This window comes from Streptomyces sp. NPDC001480 (assembly GCF_042894725.1).
Classification (GTDB): Bacteria; Actinomycetota; Actinomycetes; order Streptomycetales; family Streptomycetaceae; genus Streptomyces.
Genome location: NZ_JBIAVX010000004.1, coordinates 506615 through 528892 on the forward strand (window position 1 = coordinate 506615; position 22278 = coordinate 528892).

The window sequence follows — 22278 nt, forward strand, 5'->3', positions numbered from 1 at the left end:
GCGTGCTCAGGCGCCGGTGGCGTCCAGGTCGTCGGCGACGGCGTTCACCGGCTGCGGGGTGCCCGTGAGGTCCAGCACGAACAGGGGTATGCCGAGGCCGTCGGCGCGGACGCGGGCGGCCTCGGCGTACCCGGCGAGCGAGAAGTAGACACACCCCGCGGACTCCGTCATGGCCGTCAGCCACAGGCACTCCACGTCCCGCAGCGAGGCCGGCCGTACGGAGGGGTCGACCTGGGCCAGCAGTCCGCGCGCGGCCAGGCCGATACCGGACGGGGGCCGCTGGTCGGCGCGGCGGATGTCCCGGTAGCCGAGCCAGCGCAGGTAGAGCGCGGCGGCGGTGACCGCGTCGCGCGCGGTGCGGATGGTCACCGGGTGGAAGGGCGGACGGCGCGCCGGGCGCGGGACCGGCCCGGGGCCGGCGGCGGGGCGGGCCGCCGGTGGTGCCCCGCGGACCGGCAGCCGCAGCACCGTCCCGCACGAGCAGCCCAGTTCGGGGTGCGGCCACTGGTCGCGGCGGCCGCACAAGGCGCACGCCACGGTGACCCAGTCCTCGTCCCAGGCCCGGTGCACGACGGCGGTGGGCGCGGTCCTGCGGTCCAGCGGCGGGCTCACCGGGGCTCCGCAGGCACAGGGATACGACGGCGCGGTGTAGACGTGCTCACGCCGACAGGCCGGGCAGCGCACCGGCACGCTCTCGGGCATGCCCCCCATCGTCGTCCAGGCGGACCCTCCTTGTCCCTCACTTGCCCCTGTCTTGACGGCTTTCGCGCACCCGCTTAGATTGCTTCTGTATAGCAGAAGAAATATTCCACTATGCGGAATCAACGGAATGGCTGCTCACCCGCGGGGCGCGACGGGAGTGCGAGTCCGACCTTCGAAGGAGTACTCGATGGCTCGTATGACCGCTGCCCGCGCGGCAGTCGAGATCCTCAGGCGCGAGGGCGTCACCGACGCGTTCGGTGTGCCGGGCGCCGCGATCAACCCCTTCTACGCGGCCCTCCAGGCCTCCGGTGGCATCACCCACACCCTCGCCCGGCACGTCGAGGGCGCCTCGCACATGGCCGAGGGCTACACCCGCGCGCGCCCCGGCAACATCGGCGTCTGCGTCGGCACCTCCGGCCCGGCCGGCACCGACATGGTCACCGGCCTGTACTCGGCCATCGGCGACTCGATCCCGATCCTGTGCATCACCGGCCAGGCGCCGACCGCCGTGATCCACAAGGAGGACTTCCAGGCCGTCGACATCACCTCCATCGTCAAGCCGGTGACCAAGATGGCCGTCACCGTCCTGGAGGCCGCCCAGGTCCCCGGCGTCTTCCAGCAGGCCTTCCACCTGATGCGCTCCGGCCGCCCCGGCCCGGTGCTGATCGACCTGCCGGTCGACGTCCAGCTCACCGAGATCGAGTTCGACCCGGAGACGTACGAGCCGCTCCCGGTCCACAGACCGGCCGCCACCCGCGCCCAGATCGAGAAGGCGATCGCCCTCCTCGACGCCGCCGAGCGACCGCTGATCGTGGCGGGCGGCGGGGTCATCAACGCGGACGCCTCCCAACTGCTCGTCGAGTTCGCCGAATTGACCGGAGTCCCGGTCATCCCGACGCTGATGGGCTGGGGAGCCATCCCCGACGACCACGAGCTGAACGCCGGCATGGTCGGCCTCCAGACCTCGCACCGCTACGGCAACGCGACCTTCCTGGAGTCCGACTTCGTCCTCGGCATCGGCAACCGCTGGGCCAACCGCCACACCGGCCGGCTGGACGTCTACACGGCCGGCCGGACCTTCGTCCACATCGACATCGAGCCCACCCAGATCGGCAGGATCTTCGCACCCGACCACGGCATCGCCTCCGACGCCGGGGCGGCACTGGAACTCCTCGTCGAGGCGGCCCGCGAACTCGAGGCACGCGGCGCCCTGCCCGATCGCTCCCACTGGGCCGCCGCCGCGCGGGAGAAGAAGGCCACGCTCCAGCGCCGGACACACTTCGACGACGTCCCGATCAAGCCGCAGCGGGTCTACGAGGAGATGAACAAGGCCTTCGGCCCCGAGACCCGGTACGTCTCCACCATCGGCCTCTCACAGATCGCCGGCGCCCAGCTGCTGCACGTCTTCCGGCCACGGCACTGGATCAACTGCGGCCAGGCGGGCCCGCTGGGCTGGACCGTCCCGGCCGCGCTCGGCGTGGCCAGGGCCGATCCCGAGGCACAGGTCGTCGCCCTCTCCGGCGACTACGACTTCCAGTTCCTGATCGAGGAGCTGGCGGTCGGCGCGCAGCACAAGATCCCCTACATCCACGTCCTGGTGAACAACTCCTACCTGGGCCTCATCCGCCAGGCACAGCGGGCCTTCGGCATCGACTTCCAGGTCAGGCTGGACTTCGAGAACGTCAACTCGCCCGAGCCGGGCGGCTACGGCGTCGACCACGTCAAGGTCGCCGAGGGCCTGGGCTGCAAGGCGCTCCGCGTCACCGACCCGGCCGCACTGGGCGCGGCCTTCGAGCAGGCCAAGAAGCTCGCCGCCGAGTTCCGGGTGCCGGTCGTGGTGGAGGTGATCCTCGAACGCGTCACCGACATCGCGATGTCCGTCACCAACGACATCGGCGACGTGACCGAGTTCGAGGAGCCGGCGACCGAGCCGGGCCACGCGCCGACGGCGATCCGTCCGCTCAAGGTCTGACACACGGTGCCGAAGCCGACCGGCCCCGGCACCCCGGCGAGCCGCCCCGCCCTCACACCGTCCCGCAGCTGAAGCCCCCGCCGCCCGAGCCGCCCCAGGACTGCCTGAGCTCCAGCTCCGTGGTGCCGCCCCGGCCCATCAGGCCGGCCTCCTGGGCGAAGCGCCGTGCCAGCAGGGTCAGCGCCTCGTCGCCGTACAGCGCGACCAGGAGGAGTTTGTCCTCGGCCGACAGGCCCGAGCGGCGGACGGGCAGCGGATGCCGGGCACGCAGGTCCTTCAGCGCACGTCGGGCGGCCCGCGGGCGGCCCGGCGGGAAGGCGCGCAGCAGGCCCGCGGCCGTGAGGTCGCCGCGCAGGTCGGCGAGCGCCCGGCGCACGCCCTGGCGGTCCAGCAACTGCCGCATGCCGGCGGCGCGGTACAGCGCCCCGTGCACGGCCTTGGTGAGCGCAGGCAGCGGCGGCAGGTCCGCCCGCTCGGCCGGGCCGCAGGCACGCATCGTGCCGGCCCGGCCCGCCTCCGCGGCGCTCCGCAGATGCAGGTCCAGCACGGCGACCGTCAGCGCCGCGCGGGGCCCGCCCCGGATCAGCGCCATCTCGTGCGGTCGCAGCGGGATCGTCGTCGTAGCGCTCATGCCACACCCCCGTGCGGGGCCAGCCGCCCCCGTGCCGGCGGGCCCCGCGTGAGGGGTATGTGCCCACCTCCGGGGGCGGTCGAAGCCTGTGGGGCGCTGTTCAGAGCTTCATTTGAGGCTTGCGTACCCGGGATACGCCCGGCGCGGTACACGAGCCGTACGCGCCCTCACGGCTCCGTGTGCTCGGACAGCCCCGGCCAGTCGTCCGGTCCGCCGCCCTGCCAGTCGATGAGGTCGCTCTCCTCGACCTCGATCCGGTCCAGGTCGGCCAGCCGCAGGATCTCGATCACGTCGTCCAGATGGGAGGCGATGCCCAGGGTCACCTCACCCTCAGTGACCCGCCGGGAGCCGTCCAGGGCCGGGGAGTGCACCACGATGTGCGGATGCCGCGTCGGTGGATGTGTCATGCCTTCAGGCTGCTGCGGCCGGCACCGATCCGCACCCCGGGGAACGGGAGCGCCGCGGGCGTCAGCGCAGTTCGTCCTCCAGCAGGCCCATCGTGAACATGTCGTACCACTGGCCGTCGCGCCGGAACTCCTGCCGCAGCCTGCCCTCGTCGACGAAGCCGACCTTCTGGTAGACGCGGTGGGCCGCGTGGTTCTCGGTGACGACGGTCAGTCTGATCTTGTGCAGCCGCATCTTCTGGAAGCCGTAGCGGCAGATCGTCCGCATCGTGTCCGTGGCGTAGCCGCGCCCCCAGTAGTCCTTCTCACCGAGGTAGAGGTCGAGCTCGGCGCACCCGGTCTCCGGTTCGGCGTCCCGCAGCCGGACCACGCCGATGAGTTTCCCGTCGGGGGGCACCTCGACCCCGAAGAGCACCTGGCCGTACCCGTTGGGCGGCCGCTCCTCCATCCGCTTCCTGACCTGGGCCAGTGACGGGGTGTAACCGTCGCTCATCCAGCGCATCACGTCGGGGTCGTTCTGCCACCGCCACATCGCCTCCGCGTCCGACGGTTCCAGCGGCCGCAGTCTCACCAGTTCTCCGAGCACCATGCGGGCCAGCCAACATGCCTCGGGCCGGTGGGCTCAACCGGTTAAACGACGAGGACCGCCGCGCACTCCTCCTCGGTTCCGGGCCGCGGCGCCGCCTGGGCGCGACAGGACAGATGTCGGCGGCGCCACGGCCCGGAAGTCTCCGGGTGTGTCCGTAGGAGACGGGGGACGCTCAGACCCGCGCGCCCGACAGGCGCTCCACGGCCCGCAGCAGGGCCGAGTGGTCCAGGCCGCCGTCGCCCTGTGCGCGCAGCGAGGCGACCAGCTGGGCGACCACGGCACCGGCCGGCAGGGCCGCGCCGACGGCGCGGGCGGCGTCCGTGACGATGCCCATGTCCTTGTGGTGCAGGTCGACGCGGAAGCCCGGCCGGAAGTCGCGCCGCAGGAAGTTGTCCTTCTTGCGGGTCAGCACGGTCGAGCCGGCGAGGCCGCCGTCCAGCACCTCCAGTGCGGCCTGGAGGTTCACGCCCGACTTCTCCAGGAAGACCACGGCCTCGGCGCACGCCTGGATGTTCACGGCGACGATCAGCTGGTTGGCGGCCTTCACGGTCTGGCCGGCGCCGTGCGGGCCGCACAGCACGACGGTCGTGCCCAGCGCGTCGAAGACCGGCTTCGCGAGGTCGAAGTCGGCCTGCTCGCCGCCGGCCATGATGGACAGCACGGCCTCGGTCGCACCCGCCTCACCACCGGAGACGGGCGCGTCCAGCACGCGGATGCCCTTCTTGCCGGCGGCCCTCGCGAGGTCGACCGAGGTCCGCGGGGTGATCGAGGACATGTCGATCAGCAGGGCGCCGGACCTGGCGTTCTCCAGGATGCCGTCCGGGCCGTAGGCGATCGCCTCGACCTGCGGGGAGGCGGGCACCATCGTGATGATCACGTCGGCGTCCCGGACGGCCTCGGCGATCGAACCGGCCGCGGTACCGCCGGCGGCGGCCAGGCGGTCCAGCTTCTCCTGTTCGAGGGTGAAGCCGGTGACGTCGTAGCCGGCCTTGATGAGGTTCTCGGACATGGGGGAGCCCATGATGCCGAGCCCTATCCAGGCGATCTTGGGCATGGTGTTCATGGTGTGGTGCCTTTCGGTGAGGTGGGTCAGCGGGACAGCCAGTCGAAGGCCTCGGTGCTCGGCCGGTCGCCCGGCTTGTACTCCAGGCCGACCCAGCCGTCGTAGCCCGCCTTCCTCAGCCGGTCGAGGAGGTCCTCGAGGGGCAGCGAGCCCGTTCCCGGTGCACCGCGGCCGGGGTTGTCGGCGATCTGCACATGACCGGTCTTCGCCGCGTACCGCTCGATCACCGACGGCAGGTCCTCGCCGTTCATGGACAGGTGGTAGAGGTCCATGAGGAACCGCGCGTTGCCGAGACCGGTCGCCTCGTTGACCTTGTCGACGACGCCGACGCCCGCCGGGGCGGACACCAGCGGGTACAGCGGGGACTCCCGGTTGTTGAGCGTCTCGATCAGCAGGATCGCGCCGACGCGGTCGGCGGCCCGGGCGGCGAGGACCAGGTTCTCCAGCGCGAGCGCGTCCTGTTCGGCCGGGTCGACGCCCTCGACACGGTTGCCGTACAGCGCGTTGAGCGCCTTGCAGCCCAGGGACTCGGCGAAGCCGGCGGCCACGTCGATGTTGGCGCGGAACCTCTCCGACTCCTCGCCGGGGACGGACAGGGCGCCGCGGTCGGGTCCTGGCAGCTGTCCGGCGTAGAAGTTCAGGCCCGTCAGCCGCACGGCCGCATCCTCGATCGCCTGCTTCAGGGCGTCGAGTTCGGAGCGCTCGGGGGTGGGGGAGCCGACCCAGGGCCACCACAGCTCGACCGCGGTGAAGCCGGCCGCGGCGGCGGCCGCGGGGCGTTCCAGGAGCGGGAGCTCCGTGAAGAGGATCGACAGGTTGACGTTGTAGCGCTCCTCTGCGAATCCCATCGGGGCCGACGCTCCCTTCCGTGGCGACACTGGCTCATGTATTTCGTATTGTGGAAACTCATTTCTGCTAGACGGAAGACTGCCCGGGGTCGGGGAGCGCTGTCAAGACCGCCCGCACAGCGAAACCCCCGCGCGGAATGCGCGGGGGCATGGGAAAGTCGCTGATCAGAGTGCGTCGACGGCGCTCACCTTCCAGCCCTCGGAGGTACGGGTCATCGTCATCCGCACCCGGTTCAGATCCAGGCGGGAACCCGAGACCTGCGTGCTCTGCGTGACCTGGTTGACGAAGAGCAGCACCACGGCCCGGTCCGGTGAGGCCGACACGACGGAGGCCGCGGGGACGCCACCGCTCGCGGGTCCGGCGACCGTCGCCTTCACCACCCCGTGGTACTTCCTGGCCGTCGGCCCGACCACGCTCGCCGTGGTCCTGCGGTACTCGTCACGGAAGTGCCCGGTCAAACGCGCCCGGGCCCGGGCGAAATCCCGGTCCAGATGCCGGTAGTCGTACGACAGCACGACCGGCGCGGCCTTGCGCGCGGCCGTGAGCGCCGCGCCGCGCGCGGCCTCCGCACGCCGCCCCTCCCGGTACTGCCACCCGAGCAGCAAGGCCGCGACCAGGCCCACCACGAGGAGGGCGCCGAGCACCGCACCGGGCAGCCACCGTCGGGACGGAGGCGGGGGTGTCCCGTCCTCGGGGGACTCCGGCGACGGCTCCGGCGGGTCGTCCCAGCCGTCCGGGTTCTCGATCACCAGCGTCCGCCCGGCGGGCGGTTCCGCCGCGGGGCGCTGTTCCTCGGGCTGTTTGAGGTGCTCCACCCGCTTGGCCGCCGCACGGGCGGCCGCGGTCATCCTCCGGCGGGCGGGGGCGCCCGCGCCGCGGCTGCGGGCGGTCGGGTTCGCCATGGTCGTACTCCTTATCCGGTGGTGCCTGTCAGCCCACGAACTCGACGTCGGACGTCAGCCAGCGCCCGCCCTGCCGCACCAGGTCGAGCTGGAGCCGATAGGTGCGGGCCTCCCCCTTGGGCACGGCGGTGTTGGTCACCTTGCTGTCGGCGACCACCAGGACGCGTGCCGAGCGGGTGTCCGACCGGACGATGCCGGCGTCGAGGACCTGCCCCTGGGACACGGACCTGTTCTCGGCGACGAGCCTGGTCAGCTGTGCCGTCTGCGCGGTGAACTGCTTCTTGAAGTCGCCGGTGGCGCCCTCGAGGACGTTCGCGCTGTCCCGGGCGTAGTGCCGGTAGTCGAGCGAGGTGAAGTTCAGCGCCGACTGGCGGGCCGCGGCCAGGACGTCCTGGCGCCGCTGTGCCGTCTCGTGCTGCTGGTCCAGGCGCAGACCCAGCCAGACCGTCAGCGCGGTCGTGAGCACGGCCGCGAGGGCGAGCCCCACCTGCACCGCTCTGCCCGACAGGGCCCTGCTCATTCCATCGGTCCAACGAGCAGCCATTGCCACGACTCCTTTCCGAACACCGTCTGCTGGCCGCCCGCCGAGCCGATCTCGACGGGCCTTCCGTCCGGACCGGTCGCGGTGCCGGTCTCCGGGTCGTACGGCGTGACGTACGCCGCCTGGTTCGCACCGCCGGACGCGTCCCCCGCCCCGGGGGCGTTCTGCGCGCCCCGCACCGACGTCCTGCCACCGCGCGGGGCCGTGCAGCGCGCATCGGTGTTCGCCTCGCGGGTGCTCGTGTCGGAGGGATCCCGCCGGCTCGTGCCGTACCCCTGGGTGCACGGCGGCGGGTCGTCGGCGTTCACCACCAGCCCGAAGTGGGTGGTGCCGTCGCCCGGTACGACCGTGTAGCTGCCCGACACCAGCGCCGGGAAGGTGACGAGGGCCTGCTCCACACCGGGCAGGCGGGCCAGCGTGACCTGGCCGCCGCTGATCAGGTTGGCCAGCAGGACCGACAGCCGGGGCCCGGTCGACCGCAGCAGCGAGTCGACCTGCTGCGCGGCCGGCGTGGCGTTGCCGATCAGCTTGCGCAGGTCGCCGTCGCTCGACTTCAACTGCGCGGTGAGCAGGGAAAGGTCGTGTGCGAACGACTTGATCGACGAGCCCTGGTCGGCCTGTGTCTTCAGGACCTTCCGCGAGTCGTCGATCAGCGAGACCGTCTGCGGCAGTGACTTCGACGCCGACTCGACGAGCGCGTCGCCCGAGTCCACCAGCCGGCTCAGGTCCGGCCCGGTGCCGGAGAACGCCTTGCCCAACTCGTCGACGGTGACCCGCAGATCGTCCTTGCCGACCGAGTTCACCAGCCGGTCCAGGCTGAGTACGAGGTCCGTGGCGGGCAGGGGCACGCGGGTGCTGCGGCGCGGGATGGTGCTGCCGTCGAGGAGGTACGGGCCCTGGGACGTACGCGGCTGGAGGTCGACGTACTGCTCGCCCACCGCCGAACGGTCCGCCACCACCGCGAGGGTGTCCGCGGGGATGCGCGGCGCCCCGTCGTCGATGTCGAGGGCGACCGAGACGCCGTCGGCGCCGGTCAGCCGCAGGGCGCCGACGCGGCCGACGGGCACCCCGCGGTAGGTGACCTCGGCGCCGGGGAAGATCCCGCCGGAGTCGGCGAAGTCGGCCCGCACCGTGTACCCGCGGTCCAGGACGTCGTCCACCAGGCCGGTGTACTCGGCGCCGACGTACGACACCCCGACGGCGGTGATGGTGGCGAAGGCGAGCAACTGCGCCTTGACCGTACGGGTGATCACGGCTGGACCCCCTTCAGCATAAGTTCGGCCAGCGCGAGGTCGATCCCTTCGGGCGCCTTCGCGCCGTTGGTGTAGGCGCTGGTGCACACCGGCGGGCACAGTGGCCCGCCGCCACCCGAGGGGGCCGACGGCACGGAGGGTGACGACGGCAGGCCCGGTGCGCTCGGCAGCGCGGTCGGCGCCGGGACGCTCGGCAGGTCCGGAACATGGGGGAGATCCGGCACACCGGGGGCACCTGGGGTCTTGGAACCTCCCTTGCTCTTCCCGGGGTTGCCGCCGGTCTCGTTGCCGTAGAGGTCGGCCAGGTCGAGGTCGGCGGTGATGTGGAGGTTGACGTAGTCGCCCTTGGTCGCGTCCGCGGCGTTGCGTGGGAACGGGTAAGTGGTCAGCAGCTCAAGTGAGTTTGGCAGGTCGGCGCCCGCCTTGTTCAGCTGCCGCAGGATCGGGCGGAGCTGCTCCAGGTCGGCCACCGTGTCGTCGTGCGAGGCGGTGACCACCTTGGAGCCCGTCGTGCCGAGCTTGCCCAGGGCGGTGAGCATCTTCGTCAGATCGCGCCGCTGCCCGGCGAGGACCTTCAGCGCGGGTGGCATCGTGTCGACGGCCTCGGCGATGGTCTTCTTCTCCTTCCCGAGCCGCCCCGCGAGCCGGTCGACGGCCTGGATCGCGTGGACGATGTCCCTGCGCTGGTCGTCCAGGCCGCCGATGAAGGTGTTCAGCTCCTTCAGCAGCAACCGCACCCGGTTCTCCCGGCCGTCCAGCGCCTTGTTCAGCTCGACCGTGATCGTCTTGAGCTGGGCCACGCCACCACCGTTGAGCAGGGCGGACAGCGCGGACAGCACCTCCTCGACCTCCGGGTCGCGGCCGCTGCGGGACAGTGGGATGCGGTCGCCGTCGCGGAGCCGGCCCACCGCGGCGGCGCCGGCCGGGGCGGCGAGCGCCACGTACTTCTCGCCGAGCAGACTGGACTGCCGCAGCTCGGCGACCGCGTTGGCGGGCAGCTTCACCGAGCCGGCGACCCGCAGCCGCACGCGCGCGTGCCAGCCGTCCAGCCGCACCTTCTCGACCGCGCCCACGGTGACGTCGTCGACCTTCACCGCCGACTGCGGCACCAGGTCGAGGACGTCACGGAACTCGACGGTGACGTGGTACGCGTCGCCGTCCGAGGCGGCGCCCCCGGGCAGCGGGATGTCGTACCAGCCGTGGAACTCGCAGCCGGACAGCAGCAGCGCACCGACCGCCGCCCAGGCGATCGCCCCGCCCTCGCGTCGCAGGTTCATGCGCTCGCCCCCAGGATCCCGCCGAGCGTCCGGTCGGTCGTGCCCGTCACCGCGGAGGACGCGGGCAGCTCGGGCAGGGAGTCGAAGAGTTCCCTCAGCTCCTTGCAGTCGGGGTTCTTGCCGCCCTCGTCGCCGGTGGTCTTCAGCACGGAGCACAGCAGCGACGCCGGGTCCTGCGCCCGCTGGGCGTTGTCGCGGGTGTCGAGGGTGCCGGAGGAGGGGTTGTAGGCGTTGTTCAGGTTCGACAGGCCCGTGGGTGCGACCCGCAGCAGCTCGTCCAGCGCGGCCCGTTGGGTGACGAGCACCTTCGTCACCTTGCTGAGGCCCTGCACGTCGGAGGTCAGCGACTTCTTGTTCTTCTTCACGAAGGCGGCGACATCGCCGAGGGCCGTTCCCAGGTCGGTGAGCGCCGCCGCGAGGTCCTTGCGCTCGCCCGCGAGCTGCTTCGCGACGCCGGCGAGGCTGGTGTCGAAGGACCGCACGTCCTTGTCGTCGGCGGCGAGCGCCGCCGTGAACACCTGGAGGTTGCGCACCGTGCCGAACAGGTCGGTGCGGCCGTCGGACAGGGTGGTGACCGCCAGTGAGAGGTCATGGACCGTCCGGTTGAGGTTCTGGCCCTGCCCGTGGAGATTGTCGGCGCTCACCCCGAGCAGCCGCGACAGGGCGCCGTCCTTGTTGGCGCCCCGGGGACCGAGCGCGTCGGCGGTCGTGTGCAGGCTGTCGAAGACGCGGTCGAGTTCGACGGGTACGGCGGTGCGCGACTCGGGGATGACGGCGCCGTCCCGCAGCACCGGGCCCTTCCGGTACACCGGCAGCAGCTGCACGTAACGGTCGCTGACCACCGAGGAGTTGATGATCGCGGCCTTGGCGTCCGCGGGGACCCTGCGCCCCGCGTCGTACTCCAGCTCCACCCGGACCCGGCCGCCTTCAGGCGTGATCTTCTCGACCTCGCCGATCCGCACGCCGAGGACGCGGACGTCCGAGCCGGGGTAGATGCCCACGGTGCGCGGGAAGTACGCGGTGACACGCACCGGCTCGGGGCGCGGCCACAGCACGTAGCCGAGAGCGGCGACCAGGACCGGCGCGATGAGCAGGGCCAGGCGTCTGTGCACGGTCCTCATCGCGCACCTCCCGTCCGGGGCGCCACCGGAACGGCGACGAGATTCTGGACGTAGGAGTCGAACCAACGGCCGTTGCCGAGGGTGTTGGTGAAGACCCGCACATAGGGGGCGAGCAGCTTGACGCTGCGGTCGAGACTGGCCTGGTTGCGTTCGAGCATCTGCACCACGTGGTTCAGGCCCCCCAACGCGGGCCCGATCTCCTTGTCGTTGTCCTCGACCAGTCCGGAGAGCTCGATGCCGAGCGCGGCGGAGGTCTTGAGCAGGTTGTGGATCGCCTTGCGCCGCTTGCTGATCTCCTGGAACAGCTTGTCGCCGTCGTCGACCAGTGCGGTGAAGTCCGCGGAGCGGTCGGCCAGTACGCCCGTGGTGCCCTTCGCGTGGCGGAGGAGTTCGCTCAGCGCCTTGTCCCGCGAGGCCACCGTGCGGGAGATCCGCGACAGGCCCTTGATGGACGCCCGCACCTCGGCGGGCGAGTCCTGGAAGGTGGTGGAGATCGTGTCCAAAGCCTTCGCCAGCCGGCCGGTGTCGACCTTCTCCGAGGTGGTGGTCAGGTCGCTGAACGCCTGCACGACGTCGTACGCCGCGACGGTCCGCCCCAGCGGGATCTCGCTGCCGGGCTGCAACTGCCCCGGCCCCTTGGGGGACAGCGCGAGGTACTTGGCGCCGAGGATCGTCTTGACCCGGACCGACGCGCCGGTCCGCGTGCCGAACCGCGGATCACCCTTGACCTCGAAGGTGACCTTGACGTGGTCGCCGTCCAGGTCGACGTCCTCGACCTTGCCGACCTTCACCCCGGCGATCCGCACCTCGTCCCCGGGCCTGAGGCCGCCCGCCTCCGAGAAGGCCGCGCTGTACGTCCTGCCGCCGCCGATGAACGGCAGGCTGTCGGCGTTGAACGCGGCCACGGTCAGCAGCGCGAGGACGGTGAGGCCGACGGCACCGATCACCACGGGGTTGCGGTCGCGGAACGGGACCGGGCGGGGACGCCGGATCCGCGGAAGCCTGATCCGGGGCGGCTCGATGCGCACCTTCACCAGCGGCTGCGGTTTCCGGGGGCGGACCGCTCTGCGGGGCAGCCGTGGCCTCGGCAGCCTCGGCGGGTCGATACGCACCGTGAACAGCGGTTCCGGGCGGTTCCGGCGGGTCATGCGCCGCACCTCGCCCTCGCCACGTGCAGATCGGGGGTGAGCACCTGCTTCGTCTTCGGCAGCACGATCCGGCCGTCGAAGTCGCAGAGGTAGAAGTTGAACCACGAGCCGTAGGACGCGGCCCCCGTCAGTGCGTTGAGCTTGTTCGGCAGCCGCTTCAGCACACCCTCCACGGTCTTCTCGTTGTCGTTGAGCGTTCCGGTGAGACCGGCCAGCCCGGCGATGTCGTCCTTCAGCGGCGGCCGCGCGTCCTTCAGCAGCCCGGAGGTGGCATCCGTCAGGTCGCCGATGCCCACCAGCGACCGACCGATGGGCTCGCGGTCGGCGGACAGCCCCGAGACCACCCGGCGCAGCTCCCTGAGTAGCTGGGAGAAGCGGGTGCCACGCCTGTCCAGCGTCTTCAGCACCGTGTTGAGGTTGTCGATCACCGAGCCGATCAGCTTGTCGCGGTCGGCCAGGGTCGTGGTGAGCGAGGCGGTGTGCACCAGAAGGCTGTCGACGGTGCCGCCCTCGCCCTGGAGCGTCTTGATGATCTCGGTGGCCAGCTGGTTGACGTCCCCGGGGCTGAGCGCGGCGAACAGCGGTTTGAAGCCGTTGAGCAGTGCGTTGAGGTCCAGGGCGGGCCGGGTGCGCTTCAGCGGGATGGTGGCGCCGGGCCTCAGCCGGGTGCCGTCGCCCGCGCCCTCGGTCAGGGCGACGTACCGCTGCCCGACCAGGTTCCGGTACCGGATGACCGCGTGTGTGCTGGTGAGCAGCGGCCGGTCCGCGCCGACGCTGAAGGTGATCTCCGCCAGCGTCCGGTCCTTGATCCGGATGCCCTCGACCTCGCCGACCCGCACCCCCGCCACCCGGATGTCGTCGCCCGTCTCCAGGCCGGTGACGTCGCTGAACACCGCGCGGTAGGTGTGCTCGGGGGTGTGGGAGAAGCCGGCGATGGTCGCGGCGAGCAGCGCCGTCGCCAGGATCGTCACCAGCGCGAAGAGGCTGAACTTGATCAGTGGTGCGGCGGTCCGCCGGGCTCCCGACGTTCTCATGCGACGCTCACCGCCGTTCCGCGTGCCATCGGCCCGAACAGCAGCGTCGCGACCGGCGGTACCTCGTCGGCGGGCACACCCAGCACGGGCGACACGAGCGAGCCGACGGCGTGCTGCTCGGCCCGGGTGGCGGAGACGCCGGGCGGCGCGGACGAACCCGGGCTCCTCGAACCGTCGTCGAGACGGACACCCGGCGCGGGCACGGACGGATGCGGCAGATCACGGCAGTCGGGCCCCGACCGGTCGGCGTAGCGGGGCTCCTCACCGGGCTGGTACGCCTCCTGCGGGCGCACCACCTCCAGCGTGATGTGCATCGTGCCGCCGCGGAACGCCTGTTCGGAGGCCTGCTCCTCGTGAACCAGGCCGGCGAGGAGGCAGGGGTACTCGGGCGAGTAGCGGGCGAAGAGTTCCAGCGTGGGGCGGGAGACCCGGCCGAGGGTGATCAGCCGGTCGCCGTTCGCGTCGAGGAAGCCCTGCGCGGTGCCGGCCACGCCGGCCGTCGTGGTCAGCGCGGAGGCGATGTGCTCCCGCTGCTCGACCAGGGTGCGGCTGGTGGTGACGGTGTTCCGCAGGATCGCCATCAGGTCCGGTGCCGCGTCGCCGTAGACCTCGGCGACATCGGCGAGACGGGCGAAGTCCTCGGTGAGGGTGGGCAGATGAGGATTGAGGCGGTGCAGATAGGCCTCCACTCGCGTGAGGTTGTCGCCGATACGGTCGCCGCGCCCCTCCAGGGCGGTGGCGAAGGCGGAGAGCGTGGCGTTGAGCTTGCCGGGCTGCACGGTCCGCAGCAGCGGCAGCAGGTCGTTCATCAGCCGCTGCACCTCGATGCCGACGCGGGTGCGGTCCTGGGTGATGACGTCACCGGCACGAATGGGAGGAACGGCCGAGGCATCGGTGTGCGCGGGCACGACCAGATCGACGTACTTCTCACCGAACAGCGTCTTGGGCAGCAGGCGCGCATGCACGTCGGAGGGGATGCCGGCGACGTACTCCGGCTTCAGAGCGATGTCGAGCGTCGCCTTCCGCCCGTCGGCGTGCACCGCGCGCACCTCGCCGACCAGCAGCCCGCGCAGCTTGACGTCGGCCATCGGGTCGAGCTGGTTGCCGAGGCTGTCGGCCTCCAGCTCGATCCGCACGGCCGGGGTGAACACCTGCCGGTAGACGGCGACCGACAGCGACAGCAGCAGGGCCAGTACGGCGATGAACAGCACGCCGTACAACCGCAGCCTCAGCGCTCTTCTACGGCTCACCCGGCTCACCCCGCGATCCGCACGGTCGTGTTGGCGCCCCAGATCGCCAGCGACAGGAAGAAGTCCAGGACGTTGATCGCGACGATCGAGGTGCGCACGGCGCGCCCCACCGCGACGCCGACGCCCGCCGGGCCGCCGCTCGCCGAGTAGCCGTAGTAGCAGTGGACCAGGATGATCAGGACGGCGAAGACCAGGACCTTCCCGAAGGACCACAGCACGTCGACCGGCGGCAGGTACTGCTGGAAGTAGTGGTCGTAGGTGCCCGCCGACTGCCCGTAGTAGCCGGTGGTGATGGTGCGGGCGGCGAGGTACGAGGACAGCAGCCCGATCACGTACAGCGGGATCACCGCGACGAAGCCGGCGATCATCCGGGTGGTCACCAGGAACGGCAGCGAGGGCACGCCCATCACTTCCAGGGCGTCCGTCTCCTCGCTGATCCGCATCGCGCCGAGCTGGGCGGTGAACCCCGCGCCGACGGTCGCGGACAGCGCGAGTCCGGCCACCAGCGGGGCGATCTCCCGGGTGTTGAAGTACGCCGACAGGAACGCCACGAAGTTGGAGGTGCCGAGCTGGTTGAGCGCGGCATACCCCTGGAGGCCCACCTCCGTGCCGGTGAAGAACGACAGGAAGGCGATCACACCGACCGTGCCGCCGACGACGGCGAGGGCGCCCCGGCCGAAGCTCACCTCGGCGAGCAGCCGCAGGACCTCCTTCTTGTAGCGGCGCACCGTCCGGCCGGTCCACGCGAGCGAGCGGCCGTAGAAGGAGAGCTGTTCGCCCAGTTCCTCCAGCTCTTTCAGCAGTGCCATGACTCAGCCCCTCTGCGGGACGATCTGGAAGTACACGGCGGTCATCACGAAGTTCGTCACGAACAGCAACATGAAGGTGATCACCACCGACTGGTTCACGGCGTCGCCCACACCCTTCGGCCCGCCCTTCGCGTCAAGCCCCTTGTACGAGGCGACGACGGCCGCGATCGCCCCGAACACCAGCGCCTTGATCTCCGCCGCCCACAGGTCGGAGAGCTGGGCGAGGGTGGTGAAGGACGCCAGGTAGGCGCCGGGCGTGCCGTGCTGGAGCACGACGTTGAAGAAGTAGCCGCCTGCCACACCGACCACCGACACCAGGCCGTTGAGCAGCACCGCCACCACCATCGAGGCCAGCACGCGCGGCACGACCAGCCGGTGGATCGGGTCGATGCCCAGCACCCGCATCGCGTCGATCTCCTCGCGGATCTTCCGCGCCCCCAGATCCGCGCAGATCGCCGTGCCGCCGGCGCCCGCGATCAGCAGCGCGGTGACGATCGGCGACGCCTCCCGCAGCACCGCCAGCACCGAGGCGGCCCCGGAGAAGGACTGGGCGCCGAGCTGCCGGGTCAGGCTGCCGATCTGGAGCGCGATCACCGCGCCGAACGGGATGGACACCAGGGCCGTGGGGAGGATGGTGACGCTCGCGACGAACCAGGCCTGCTGGATGAACTCCCGTGCCTGGAAGGGCCGTCGGGGCACCGTCCGAACGACGTCCAGGGCCATCGCGAACAGGTTCCCCGAGTGCCGCAGCGCTCCGGTCGGTGACAGTCTCATGCGCCGGCCACCGCCTTCCGGCGGCGAAGCTCGGCCTCGTGCAGTGCGATCGCATCCCAGCGGGGCGGCCGGATGATGCCCGGTCCCGGCAGCAGGCGGGGAGTCAGCGCCTGGCTGCCGAGGGTCTGTGCGGTGTTCCCGTCGCCGAGCGCGGCCAGTTCCTGTTCGACCTGGGCCGCGTCCTTCTCCTCCGCCATGCCGATGGGGCCCTGCATCCGGCCGTTCAGGAACTGCCGGACCACCGGCTCGTCACTGGTCAGCAGTTCCTCGCGCGGCCCGAACATGACCAGCTCGCGCCGGAACAGCAGGCCGATGTTGTCCGGCACCTGGCGGGCCGAGGCGATGTCGTGCGTGACGATCAGGAAGGTCGCGTCGATCTGGGCGTTGAGGTCGACGATGAGCTGGTTGAGATAGGCGACGCGTACCGGGTCGAGGCCGGAGTCGGGTTCGTCGAACAGGATGACCTCGGGGTCGAGGACGAGGGCGCGGGCGAGACCGGCCCGCTTGCGCATCCCGCCGGAGATCTCACCGGGCAGCTTCCCCTCGGAGCCGATCAGCCCGACCATGTCCATCTTCTCCAGCACGATGCGCCGGATCTCGCTCTCGGACCTGCGGGTGTGCTCGCGCAGCGGGAAGGCGATGTTGTCGTACAGGTTCATCGAGCCGAACAGGGCGCCGTCCTGGAACAGCACGCCGAAGAGCTTGCGCACCTCGTACAGCTCGTGCTCGCGGAGCCTGGTGATGTCCCGCCCCGCGATCTTCACCGATCCCCGGTCCGGCTTCAGCAGTCCCACGAGCGTCTTGAGGAAGACCGACTTGCCCGTGCCCGAGGGGCCGAGCATGACCGAGACCTCCCCGGCCGGCAGCGTCAGCGAGACGTCCTGCCAGACGACCTGGTGGCCGAAGGACTTGGTCAGCCCTTCCACACAGATCTCCACACCCATCCGGTTCACCTTTCGGCCCGTGGAGCAGCTCCGACATCTGCTCTACGGGGGGAGGGCGGGGGTCCGTCGCGGGGGAGGGGAACTTTTTTCGAGGGCCTACGGCAGCGGGCTCAGGGTCGGTACGCCGACCGGAGCTCCGGTGATGGACGGCAACGCCGTCGGGGTCGTGGAGGGATCCGGCAGAGCGGGCAGGCTCGGCACGCCCGGCAGCTTCGACACGCTCGGGACCTCCGACGGCACCTCGGGGACCGTCGGCACCGGCGACAGCGAGGCCGCGGGCAGGGGCGGCACCGACAGCGGCAGCAGCGACCGGTCGTGGGCGCCGGCCGACGGCGCCGCCCCGCCGGACGAGGTGGCCGACAGTTCGCGGACGGCCGGGGCAGGGGCGGACAGCCGGTCCGTGCGGTCGGGCCGTACGGTCCCGGCGGTGGTCCCGGACACGGCGGTGGCGGAGGGCACGGGCGCCGCGTCCGGCCGTCCCCGGTCCAGCGCGTACGGCAGCACGAGCCCCGCCACCGCCACGGTCGCCGCCGTCGACGCGGCCGCCACCGCCTGTGCCTTGCCGCCGGCCCGCAGCCGCCCGACGAGGAACGCGGCGAACCCGAGGGTCGCGGCCAGCGAGCTCCGAAGCGTTCGCCGGGCCCGGGCGAGGAGCGATTCGACGGTCCGGTAGCTCAGGCCCATCCGGACGGCGACCTGACTCACGTCCAGGTCCTCGGACTTCAGCCGCAGCGCCTCCGCCTGCCGGGCGGGCAGCTCCCCGCTGCGCACGGCCAGCCACCTCGCCTCGGCCCGGTCGCACACGGCCTCCTCGACCGGCACCGGTGCGGGCGCGAGAAGGGTCGGGCGGGTGCGGACCTCGGCCTCGCGGTTGACCTGCCGGTAGCGGTCCACGCACAGCCGCATCGTGACCGTCGTCAGCCAGGCGGCGAGCCGCTCGTCGTCCAGGTCGGGCCGCTCCGCCGCGCGCAGCATCGCCTCGTGCACCGCGTCCTCGGCGTCCTCCTGGCTCATCGACCGGCGCCGGGCCACCTTGAGCAGCTGCTCGCGGTGGCTCCACATGCGCTGCCAGCGCTCGTCGGCGGCCGGTGTCTCCGCAGGCACGTCACTCGCCATGAGGGCCCCTTCACGCTCTCCCGCCGGTGTCGTCCCGTCCGGCGGGTGGCGACATTACCGCCCGGTAGTCGCGGTTGTGGAGGGGGTGGAGGTCATCGAGTCCCCGCCGTTACTGGCGGCGGACCGCCGCTGGGCAGCAGGTCGGCGGTGGGCAGAGCGGTCGCCGGGTCGGGTACCGGGACCAGCGGTTCCGCCGATTTCCCGGTGGGCGGAAGGGAGTTGGAGGGGGTCGGCGAGGCGGGCGTGGGCGGCGGTGGGGACGGGGTCGGAGTGTCCCTCGGTCGCGGTGCCGGCGCCGGTTTCGGGGTGGATTTCGGCCGAGGGGTGCCGGGGCGGCCCGCGGGCCGGGACGACGCCGTGGCGGGGCCGTCCGGAACCACCCGGTGACCGTTCAGGAAGTACGCGTACCAGGCCCGCACCGTCCGCAGATACGCCTCCGAGTGGTTGTAGGCGAGGATCGCCGCGTCCAGCCCGGCCGGGTCGGACAGGTCCCTCCCGCCGGCGCACAGATAGCGCCCGGCGGCCAGCGCCGCGTCGAACACGTTGTCCGGGTCGGCCCGACCGTCGCCGTTCCCGTCGGCGCCCCAGCGGTCCCATGTCGACGGGATGAACTGCATCGGCCCGACCGCGCGGTCGTACACCCGGTCCCCGTCGTACACCCCGCCGTCCGTGTCCCGTACGACGGCGAAGGCGCCGCCGTCCAGCCGCGGGCCCAGGATCGGTGTCACGCTCGTGCCGTCCGCGGTCACCCGGCCGCCGTCCGCCTGCCCCGACTCCACCTGGCCGATCGCCGCCGGCAACTGCCACCTGAGCCGGCAGCCGGGCGCGGTCCGGGCAAGCTCCGACTCTGCGTGCCGGTAGGCGGCGAAGACGGTCGCGGGCAGCACGGCGCCCGGCACCGACGCGCCGCCCGGGTGCTTCCGCGTGAGCGGCGGCAGGTCCGTGCGGTACGGGCTGTCACCGGACACGCCCGGTCCGGGCCCGGCCGGCCGCTCCACCGGTGCGTCGGCCCGCGCCGGCACCGCACCCGGCGCCTGTGACGCGGTCAGCGCCGCCATCGCCGCCGCCGCGACCGCCGTACCCCGCACGCCCCTGACTCTGTGCCCTGCCACGTCGTGATCCCTCCCTGTGGGCTGCTGTCGTCCGCTCTACGCGGGAGGGCGGCGCGTCCGTCGCGGACACATCGTTTTTCTCGCGAGGGTTTCCTGCGCATCCCCCGTAAACAAGGGTGAAGGGCGGAGGCACATGGACGCGAAGAACAGGTTCGAAACAAGGACCACCTTCTTCCTGCTGCGGCTGGAATGGCTGGGCGGTCTGGCGATATGCGCCGCGCTCACCGTTCGGCACTTCTCGGAGATGCGCTGGGCGGTCTTCGCCGGGCTGTTCGCCGTCATCGACGTCATCGGCTACATCCCCGGAGCGGTGGCCTTCCGGCGGAGCCGCGACGGGCGTATCTCGCGCTGGTACTTCGTGGCGTACAACACCATGCACAGCCTGGTGACCGCGGGTGTGGTCGCCGGGCTGTGGGCGGTGCTGGTGAAACCGGAATGGGCGCTGCTGGCGCTTCCTCTGCACCTGCTGGGGGACCGCGCCCTGTTCGGTAATTCGCTCAAGCCGTTCGGTGTGAGTTTCGAACCGGAATCGCATCCGGAATACGCCGATTTCGAGAGGAAGTATTCCACTTCGACCGGAAGGAGATGCGATGCCTCCCGAAGGGACGCGGACGCCGTCCGTCTTTGATGCCCTGGTTCGCCACAGTGACAATCCGAGCTCTTTTCTCGCTCTCAACCAGGGAAATGAATACTTCCAGGACCCGCGTTTCGACGGCGCCTGCGTCTTCCGCCGGTCCGGACGCCACCTCCTGCAGTTCGCGGGCCCCTTCGCGGTGGCCGAGCAGCGTGCGGATCTGCTCGACGCCTTCGTGGGGCACGCCCGTCCACGCCGGGTGGTGGCGGTGCAGTTGCAGCGGTCGGACGCCGAGCTGTACGCGGCGCACGGTTTCACGGTCAATCAGCTGGGGGCGTCGTACGCGGTCGAACTGGCCCGGTTCACGCTCCGCGGCTCACGTTTCGTCCGGCTGCGGAACAAGATCTCCAGGGCCCGCCGCGCAGGCCTGGAGGTGGTCGAGACGGGCCCCGTCGACCCGGCCACCGAGCGGGAACTGGACTCGGTCGACCGGGCCTGGCTCCGTGGCAAGGGCCGCCGTACCAAGGAGCTGCGGTTCCTGGTGGGAGAGCGGAGCGGAGCGGCCCAGCGGTACCGACGACTGTTCCTGGGGCGGATCGGCGGGGTGGCCGTCGGGTACATCAGCTACTCGCCCGTGTTCGGCAGGCGGCCGGGCTGGCTCCACGACCTGAGCCGGCGCTCCCCGGACGCCCCGCCAGGAGTGATGGAAGCGCTCAACGCGACCGCGATGGAGCGGATGTCGGCCGACGGCGAGGGCTGGCTGCACTTCGGCTTCACCCCCTTCACCGGACTCTCCGACGAGCACGAACTGCCGTGCGCCAGCCATGCGTTCGCGCGCTGTGTCCGCCTGCTCGCCGAGCACGGCGAACGGATCTACCCAGCCGCCTCACAGCTCGACTACAAGCAGAAATGGGCGCCCCACGCGGTGCTTCCCGAGTACATCGCCTTCCAGGGGCGGCCGGGACCGAAGGCGGTGTGGCAACTGCTGCGCGCCACGCGGGCGTTGTAAGCCGGCCGGAGGTCAGAGGCCCCCGACCGGGTTGTTCAGAACAGGGGAGGACATGAGGTTTCTGGAGCGCGAACGCGCCATTCTGGCCAAGCTGTTGCCGGGGCTGGACGAGAGCCTGCGGGCGGTGCCCCTCATGGAGCTGGAGGGCCCGGGCGGCCCCGGCATCCGGCTCTTCCGCGACAGCGGCGGCCCCGGCCTGGTGGCGCCGGAGTCCTGCCAGGGCAGGGGCGCCACCGCCCTGGAAGCCCTGCGGGTGCAGCGCGCCCTGGGCAGCAGGTCGCCGTCCTTGGCGGTGGCCACCACCATGCACCACTTCTCCATGGCCACCCTGGTCGGCCTGATCGACGGCGGCGAGGGCCTGGAGTGGATGCTCGTCGAAGGCGTGGCCTCCGCCAACCGCCTGGTGGCCTCCGGCTTCGCCGAGGGACGCCCCGGCGCTGGCATCCTGTCCCCGTCGATGACCGCCACGGTGGGGCCCGACGGGGTGCGGATCAGCGGGGTGAAACGCCCGTGCAGTCTGGCCCGGTCGATGGACCTGCTCACCGCGAGCGTCCTGGTGCCCCGCGCGGACGGGACGGGCGAGGAACTGGCCGTCGCGCTGGTGCCCGCCGAGAGCGAGGGCCTCAGCGTCAGCGGTTTCTGGTCCAGTTCGTTCCTGGCGGGCGCGGAGAGCGACCAGGTCACCCTCACGGACGTCCTGGTACCGCCGGAGCTGCTGCTGCGCACCTCGGCCCCGGCCGGCGGGCTGGACGAACTCCAGACCGCGGGCTTCGTCTGGTTCGAGCTGCTGATGACGGGCAGCTACCTGGGGGTCGCCAGCGCGCTGGTGGAACGGGTGCTGTGCAACGAGCGGGTGCCCGAGTCCGAGCGGGTGCGGCTGCTGGTGGAGGCCGAGGGCGCGATGTCCGCCGCCGAGGGCGTCGCCCGCCGGATCGACGAGGGCCGCCCGGACGAGTCCGCGCTGGCCGACTCGCTGTGCGTCCGCTACTGCGTGCAGGACGCCCTCGCACGCATGGTCCCACGGGCGGTGGAACTGCTCGGCGGCCTCAACTTCATGAGCTCCGACGAGGTCGGCCATCTCGCCGCCTCGGCGAGCGGGCTGTCCCTGCACCCGCCCGCACGGTCCCGGATGACCGGCCCGCTCGCCGCCCACCTGGCCGGCGAGCCGCTCACCATCGCCTGACCCGACCCGGTCCCCGCACTC

Annotated in this window: 23 protein-coding genes; 4 read left to right on the forward strand and 19 right to left on the reverse strand. The window is 71.6% G+C overall.

Annotated elements, in window-relative coordinates:
- Window positions 1-6: 6 nt before the first annotated feature.
- Window positions 7-711, reverse strand: coding sequence for a hypothetical protein (locus ACFY01_RS12550; protein ID WP_390735675.1), 705 nt, complete (start codon window positions 709-711; stop codon window positions 7-9).
- A gap of 178 nt (window positions 712-889) precedes the next feature.
- On the opposite strand from ACFY01_RS12550, the gene gcl reads away from it, so the two are divergent.
- Window positions 890-2674 (forward strand): glyoxylate carboligase, encoded by a 1785-nt coding sequence (gene gcl, locus ACFY01_RS12555; protein WP_390735676.1) that lies wholly within the window; start codon window positions 890-892, stop codon window positions 2672-2674.
- Window positions 2675-2726: 52 nt separating this feature from the next.
- Here the strand turns inward: gcl and ACFY01_RS12560 are convergent, their stop codons facing one another.
- The 18 genes from ACFY01_RS12560 to ACFY01_RS12645 all read right to left on the reverse strand — a co-directional run bounded on the left by ACFY01_RS12560 (window position 2727) and on the right by ACFY01_RS12645 (window position 19491).
- Window positions 2727-3305 carry a TIGR04222 domain-containing membrane protein gene (locus ACFY01_RS12560; protein ID WP_390735677.1) on the reverse strand — a complete coding sequence of 193 codons (579 nt, stop codon included), beginning with the start codon at window positions 3303-3305 and terminating at the stop codon, window positions 2727-2729.
- A gap of 167 nt (window positions 3306-3472) precedes the next feature.
- Window positions 3473-3712: a hypothetical protein gene (locus ACFY01_RS12565; RefSeq protein WP_390735678.1), complete on the reverse strand. Its 240-nt coding sequence runs from the start codon at window positions 3710-3712 to the stop codon at window positions 3473-3475.
- Between the two features lie 61 nt (window positions 3713-3773).
- Window positions 3774-4298, reverse strand: a complete 525-nt coding sequence (locus ACFY01_RS12570; RefSeq protein ID WP_390735679.1) for a GNAT family N-acetyltransferase — start codon at window positions 4296-4298, stop codon at window positions 3774-3776.
- Window positions 4299-4470: 172 nt separating this feature from the next.
- Window positions 4471-5361: a 2-hydroxy-3-oxopropionate reductase gene (locus ACFY01_RS12575; RefSeq protein WP_390735680.1), complete on the reverse strand. Its 891-nt coding sequence runs from the start codon at window positions 5359-5361 to the stop codon at window positions 4471-4473.
- A 26-nt stretch (window positions 5362-5387) separates the two neighbouring features.
- Window positions 5388-6209, reverse strand: coding sequence for a TIM barrel protein (locus ACFY01_RS12580; RefSeq protein WP_390735681.1), 822 nt, complete (start codon window positions 6207-6209; stop codon window positions 5388-5390).
- Window positions 6210-6374: 165 nt separating this feature from the next.
- A complete protein-coding gene (locus tag ACFY01_RS12585; protein ID WP_390735682.1) occupies window positions 6375-7112 on the reverse strand; it encodes a hypothetical protein in 738 nt (245 codons plus the stop codon).
- 28 nt (window positions 7113-7140) lie between these two features.
- The gene (locus ACFY01_RS12590; protein ID WP_390735683.1) at window positions 7141-7656 is read right to left on the reverse strand and encodes a hypothetical protein; all 516 of its coding nucleotides are present in this window, start codon (window positions 7654-7656) and stop codon (window positions 7141-7143) included.
- Window positions 7629-8906: an MCE family protein gene (locus ACFY01_RS12595; protein WP_390735684.1), complete on the reverse strand. Its 1278-nt coding sequence runs from the start codon at window positions 8904-8906 to the stop codon at window positions 7629-7631. Before ACFY01_RS12595 ends, ACFY01_RS12590 begins: the two co-directional genes overlap by 28 nt.
- A complete protein-coding gene (locus ACFY01_RS12600; protein ID WP_390735685.1) occupies window positions 8903-10183 on the reverse strand; it encodes an MCE family protein in 1281 nt (426 codons plus the stop codon). Before ACFY01_RS12600 ends, ACFY01_RS12595 begins: the two co-directional genes overlap by 4 nt.
- Complete coding sequence (locus ACFY01_RS12605; protein WP_390735686.1) at window positions 10180-11304, reverse strand: MCE family protein; 1125 nt, start codon at window positions 11302-11304, stop codon at window positions 10180-10182. The genes ACFY01_RS12600 and ACFY01_RS12605 overlap by 4 nt, the downstream gene beginning before the upstream one ends.
- On the reverse strand, window positions 11301-12452 hold the full coding sequence (locus tag ACFY01_RS12610; RefSeq protein ID WP_390735687.1) for an MCE family protein: 1152 nt from the start codon (window positions 12450-12452) through the stop codon (window positions 11301-11303). The genes ACFY01_RS12605 and ACFY01_RS12610 overlap by 4 nt, the downstream gene beginning before the upstream one ends.
- Window positions 12449-13486, reverse strand: coding sequence for an MCE family protein (locus ACFY01_RS12615; RefSeq protein WP_390735688.1), 1038 nt, complete (start codon window positions 13484-13486; stop codon window positions 12449-12451). The genes ACFY01_RS12610 and ACFY01_RS12615 overlap by 4 nt, the downstream gene beginning before the upstream one ends.
- The gene (locus ACFY01_RS12620) at window positions 13483-14736 is read right to left on the reverse strand and encodes an MCE family protein (RefSeq protein WP_390735689.1); all 1254 of its coding nucleotides are present in this window, start codon (window positions 14734-14736) and stop codon (window positions 13483-13485) included. Before ACFY01_RS12620 ends, ACFY01_RS12615 begins: the two co-directional genes overlap by 4 nt.
- Window positions 14737-14741: 5 nt before the next feature.
- Window positions 14742-15545 (reverse strand): ABC transporter permease, encoded by an 804-nt coding sequence (locus ACFY01_RS12625; protein WP_390735690.1) that lies wholly within the window; start codon window positions 15543-15545, stop codon window positions 14742-14744.
- A 3-nt stretch (window positions 15546-15548) separates the two neighbouring features.
- Window positions 15549-16319: an MlaE family ABC transporter permease gene (locus tag ACFY01_RS12630; RefSeq protein WP_390735691.1), complete on the reverse strand. Its 771-nt coding sequence runs from the start codon at window positions 16317-16319 to the stop codon at window positions 15549-15551.
- Window positions 16316-17263: an ABC transporter ATP-binding protein gene (locus ACFY01_RS12635; protein WP_390735692.1), complete on the reverse strand. Its 948-nt coding sequence runs from the start codon at window positions 17261-17263 to the stop codon at window positions 16316-16318. The genes ACFY01_RS12630 and ACFY01_RS12635 overlap by 4 nt, the downstream gene beginning before the upstream one ends.
- A 96-nt stretch (window positions 17264-17359) precedes the next feature.
- The gene (locus ACFY01_RS12640; RefSeq protein ID WP_390735693.1) at window positions 17360-18379 is read right to left on the reverse strand and encodes a sigma-70 family RNA polymerase sigma factor; all 1020 of its coding nucleotides are present in this window, start codon (window positions 18377-18379) and stop codon (window positions 17360-17362) included.
- A gap of 92 nt (window positions 18380-18471) precedes the next feature.
- The gene (locus ACFY01_RS12645) at window positions 18472-19491 is read right to left on the reverse strand and encodes a lytic murein transglycosylase (RefSeq protein WP_390735694.1); all 1020 of its coding nucleotides are present in this window, start codon (window positions 19489-19491) and stop codon (window positions 18472-18474) included.
- 133 nt (window positions 19492-19624) lie between these two features.
- Between ACFY01_RS12645 and ACFY01_RS12650 the strand changes: the two genes are divergently transcribed.
- From ACFY01_RS12650 to ACFY01_RS12660, 3 genes are read left to right on the forward strand one after another with little or no spacing between them, the layout of a single operon-like run.
- Window positions 19625-20119: a hypothetical protein gene (locus ACFY01_RS12650; RefSeq protein WP_390735695.1), complete on the forward strand. Its 495-nt coding sequence runs from the start codon at window positions 19625-19627 to the stop codon at window positions 20117-20119.
- Complete coding sequence (locus ACFY01_RS12655; protein ID WP_390735696.1) at window positions 20082-21074, forward strand: bifunctional lysylphosphatidylglycerol flippase/synthetase MprF; 993 nt, start codon at window positions 20082-20084, stop codon at window positions 21072-21074. The genes ACFY01_RS12650 and ACFY01_RS12655 overlap by 38 nt, the downstream gene beginning before the upstream one ends.
- A gap of 52 nt (window positions 21075-21126) precedes the next feature.
- Window positions 21127-22257 carry an acyl-CoA dehydrogenase gene (locus ACFY01_RS12660; protein WP_390735697.1) on the forward strand — a complete coding sequence of 377 codons (1131 nt, stop codon included), beginning with the start codon at window positions 21127-21129 and terminating at the stop codon, window positions 22255-22257.
- Window positions 22258-22278: the final 21 nt, after the last annotated feature.

Coding starts and splice junctions, on each gene's coding strand:
- ACFY01_RS12550 (WP_390735675.1), bottom strand. CDS start 711: ATGGGGGGCATGCCCGAGAGCGTGCCGGTGCGCTGCCCGGCCTGTCGG.
- gcl (WP_390735676.1), top strand. CDS start 890: ATGGCTCGTATGACCGCTGCCCGCGCGGCAGTCGAGATCCTCAGGCGC.
- ACFY01_RS12560 (WP_390735677.1), bottom strand. CDS start 3,305: ATGAGCGCTACGACGACGATCCCGCTGCGACCGCACGAGATGGCGCTG.
- ACFY01_RS12565 (WP_390735678.1), bottom strand. CDS start 3,712: ATGACACATCCACCGACGCGGCATCCGCACATCGTGGTGCACTCCCCG.
- ACFY01_RS12570 (WP_390735679.1), bottom strand. CDS start 4,298: ATGGTGCTCGGAGAACTGGTGAGACTGCGGCCGCTGGAACCGTCGGAC.
- ACFY01_RS12575 (WP_390735680.1), bottom strand. CDS start 5,361: ATGAACACCATGCCCAAGATCGCCTGGATAGGGCTCGGCATCATGGGC.
- ACFY01_RS12580 (WP_390735681.1), bottom strand. CDS start 6,209: ATGGGATTCGCAGAGGAGCGCTACAACGTCAACCTGTCGATCCTCTTC.
- ACFY01_RS12585 (WP_390735682.1), bottom strand. CDS start 7,112: ATGGCGAACCCGACCGCCCGCAGCCGCGGCGCGGGCGCCCCCGCCCGC.
- ACFY01_RS12590 (WP_390735683.1), bottom strand. CDS start 7,656: ATGGCTGCTCGTTGGACCGATGGAATGAGCAGGGCCCTGTCGGGCAGA.
- ACFY01_RS12600 (WP_390735685.1), bottom strand. CDS start 10,183: ATGAACCTGCGACGCGAGGGCGGGGCGATCGCCTGGGCGGCGGTCGGT.
- ACFY01_RS12605 (WP_390735686.1), bottom strand. CDS start 11,304: ATGAGGACCGTGCACAGACGCCTGGCCCTGCTCATCGCGCCGGTCCTG.
- ACFY01_RS12610 (WP_390735687.1), bottom strand. CDS start 12,452: ATGACCCGCCGGAACCGCCCGGAACCGCTGTTCACGGTGCGTATCGAC.
- ACFY01_RS12615 (WP_390735688.1), bottom strand. CDS start 13,486: ATGAGAACGTCGGGAGCCCGGCGGACCGCCGCACCACTGATCAAGTTC.
- ACFY01_RS12625 (WP_390735690.1), bottom strand. CDS start 15,545: ATGGCACTGCTGAAAGAGCTGGAGGAACTGGGCGAACAGCTCTCCTTC.
- ACFY01_RS12630 (WP_390735691.1), bottom strand. CDS start 16,319: ATGAGACTGTCACCGACCGGAGCGCTGCGGCACTCGGGGAACCTGTTC.
- ACFY01_RS12635 (WP_390735692.1), bottom strand. CDS start 17,263: ATGGGTGTGGAGATCTGTGTGGAAGGGCTGACCAAGTCCTTCGGCCAC.
- ACFY01_RS12640 (WP_390735693.1), bottom strand. CDS start 18,379: ATGGCGAGTGACGTGCCTGCGGAGACACCGGCCGCCGACGAGCGCTGG.
- ACFY01_RS12650 (WP_390735695.1), top strand. CDS start 19,625: ATGGACGCGAAGAACAGGTTCGAAACAAGGACCACCTTCTTCCTGCTG.
- ACFY01_RS12655 (WP_390735696.1), top strand. CDS start 20,082: ATGCCTCCCGAAGGGACGCGGACGCCGTCCGTCTTTGATGCCCTGGTT.
- ACFY01_RS12660 (WP_390735697.1), top strand. CDS start 21,127: ATGAGGTTTCTGGAGCGCGAACGCGCCATTCTGGCCAAGCTGTTGCCG.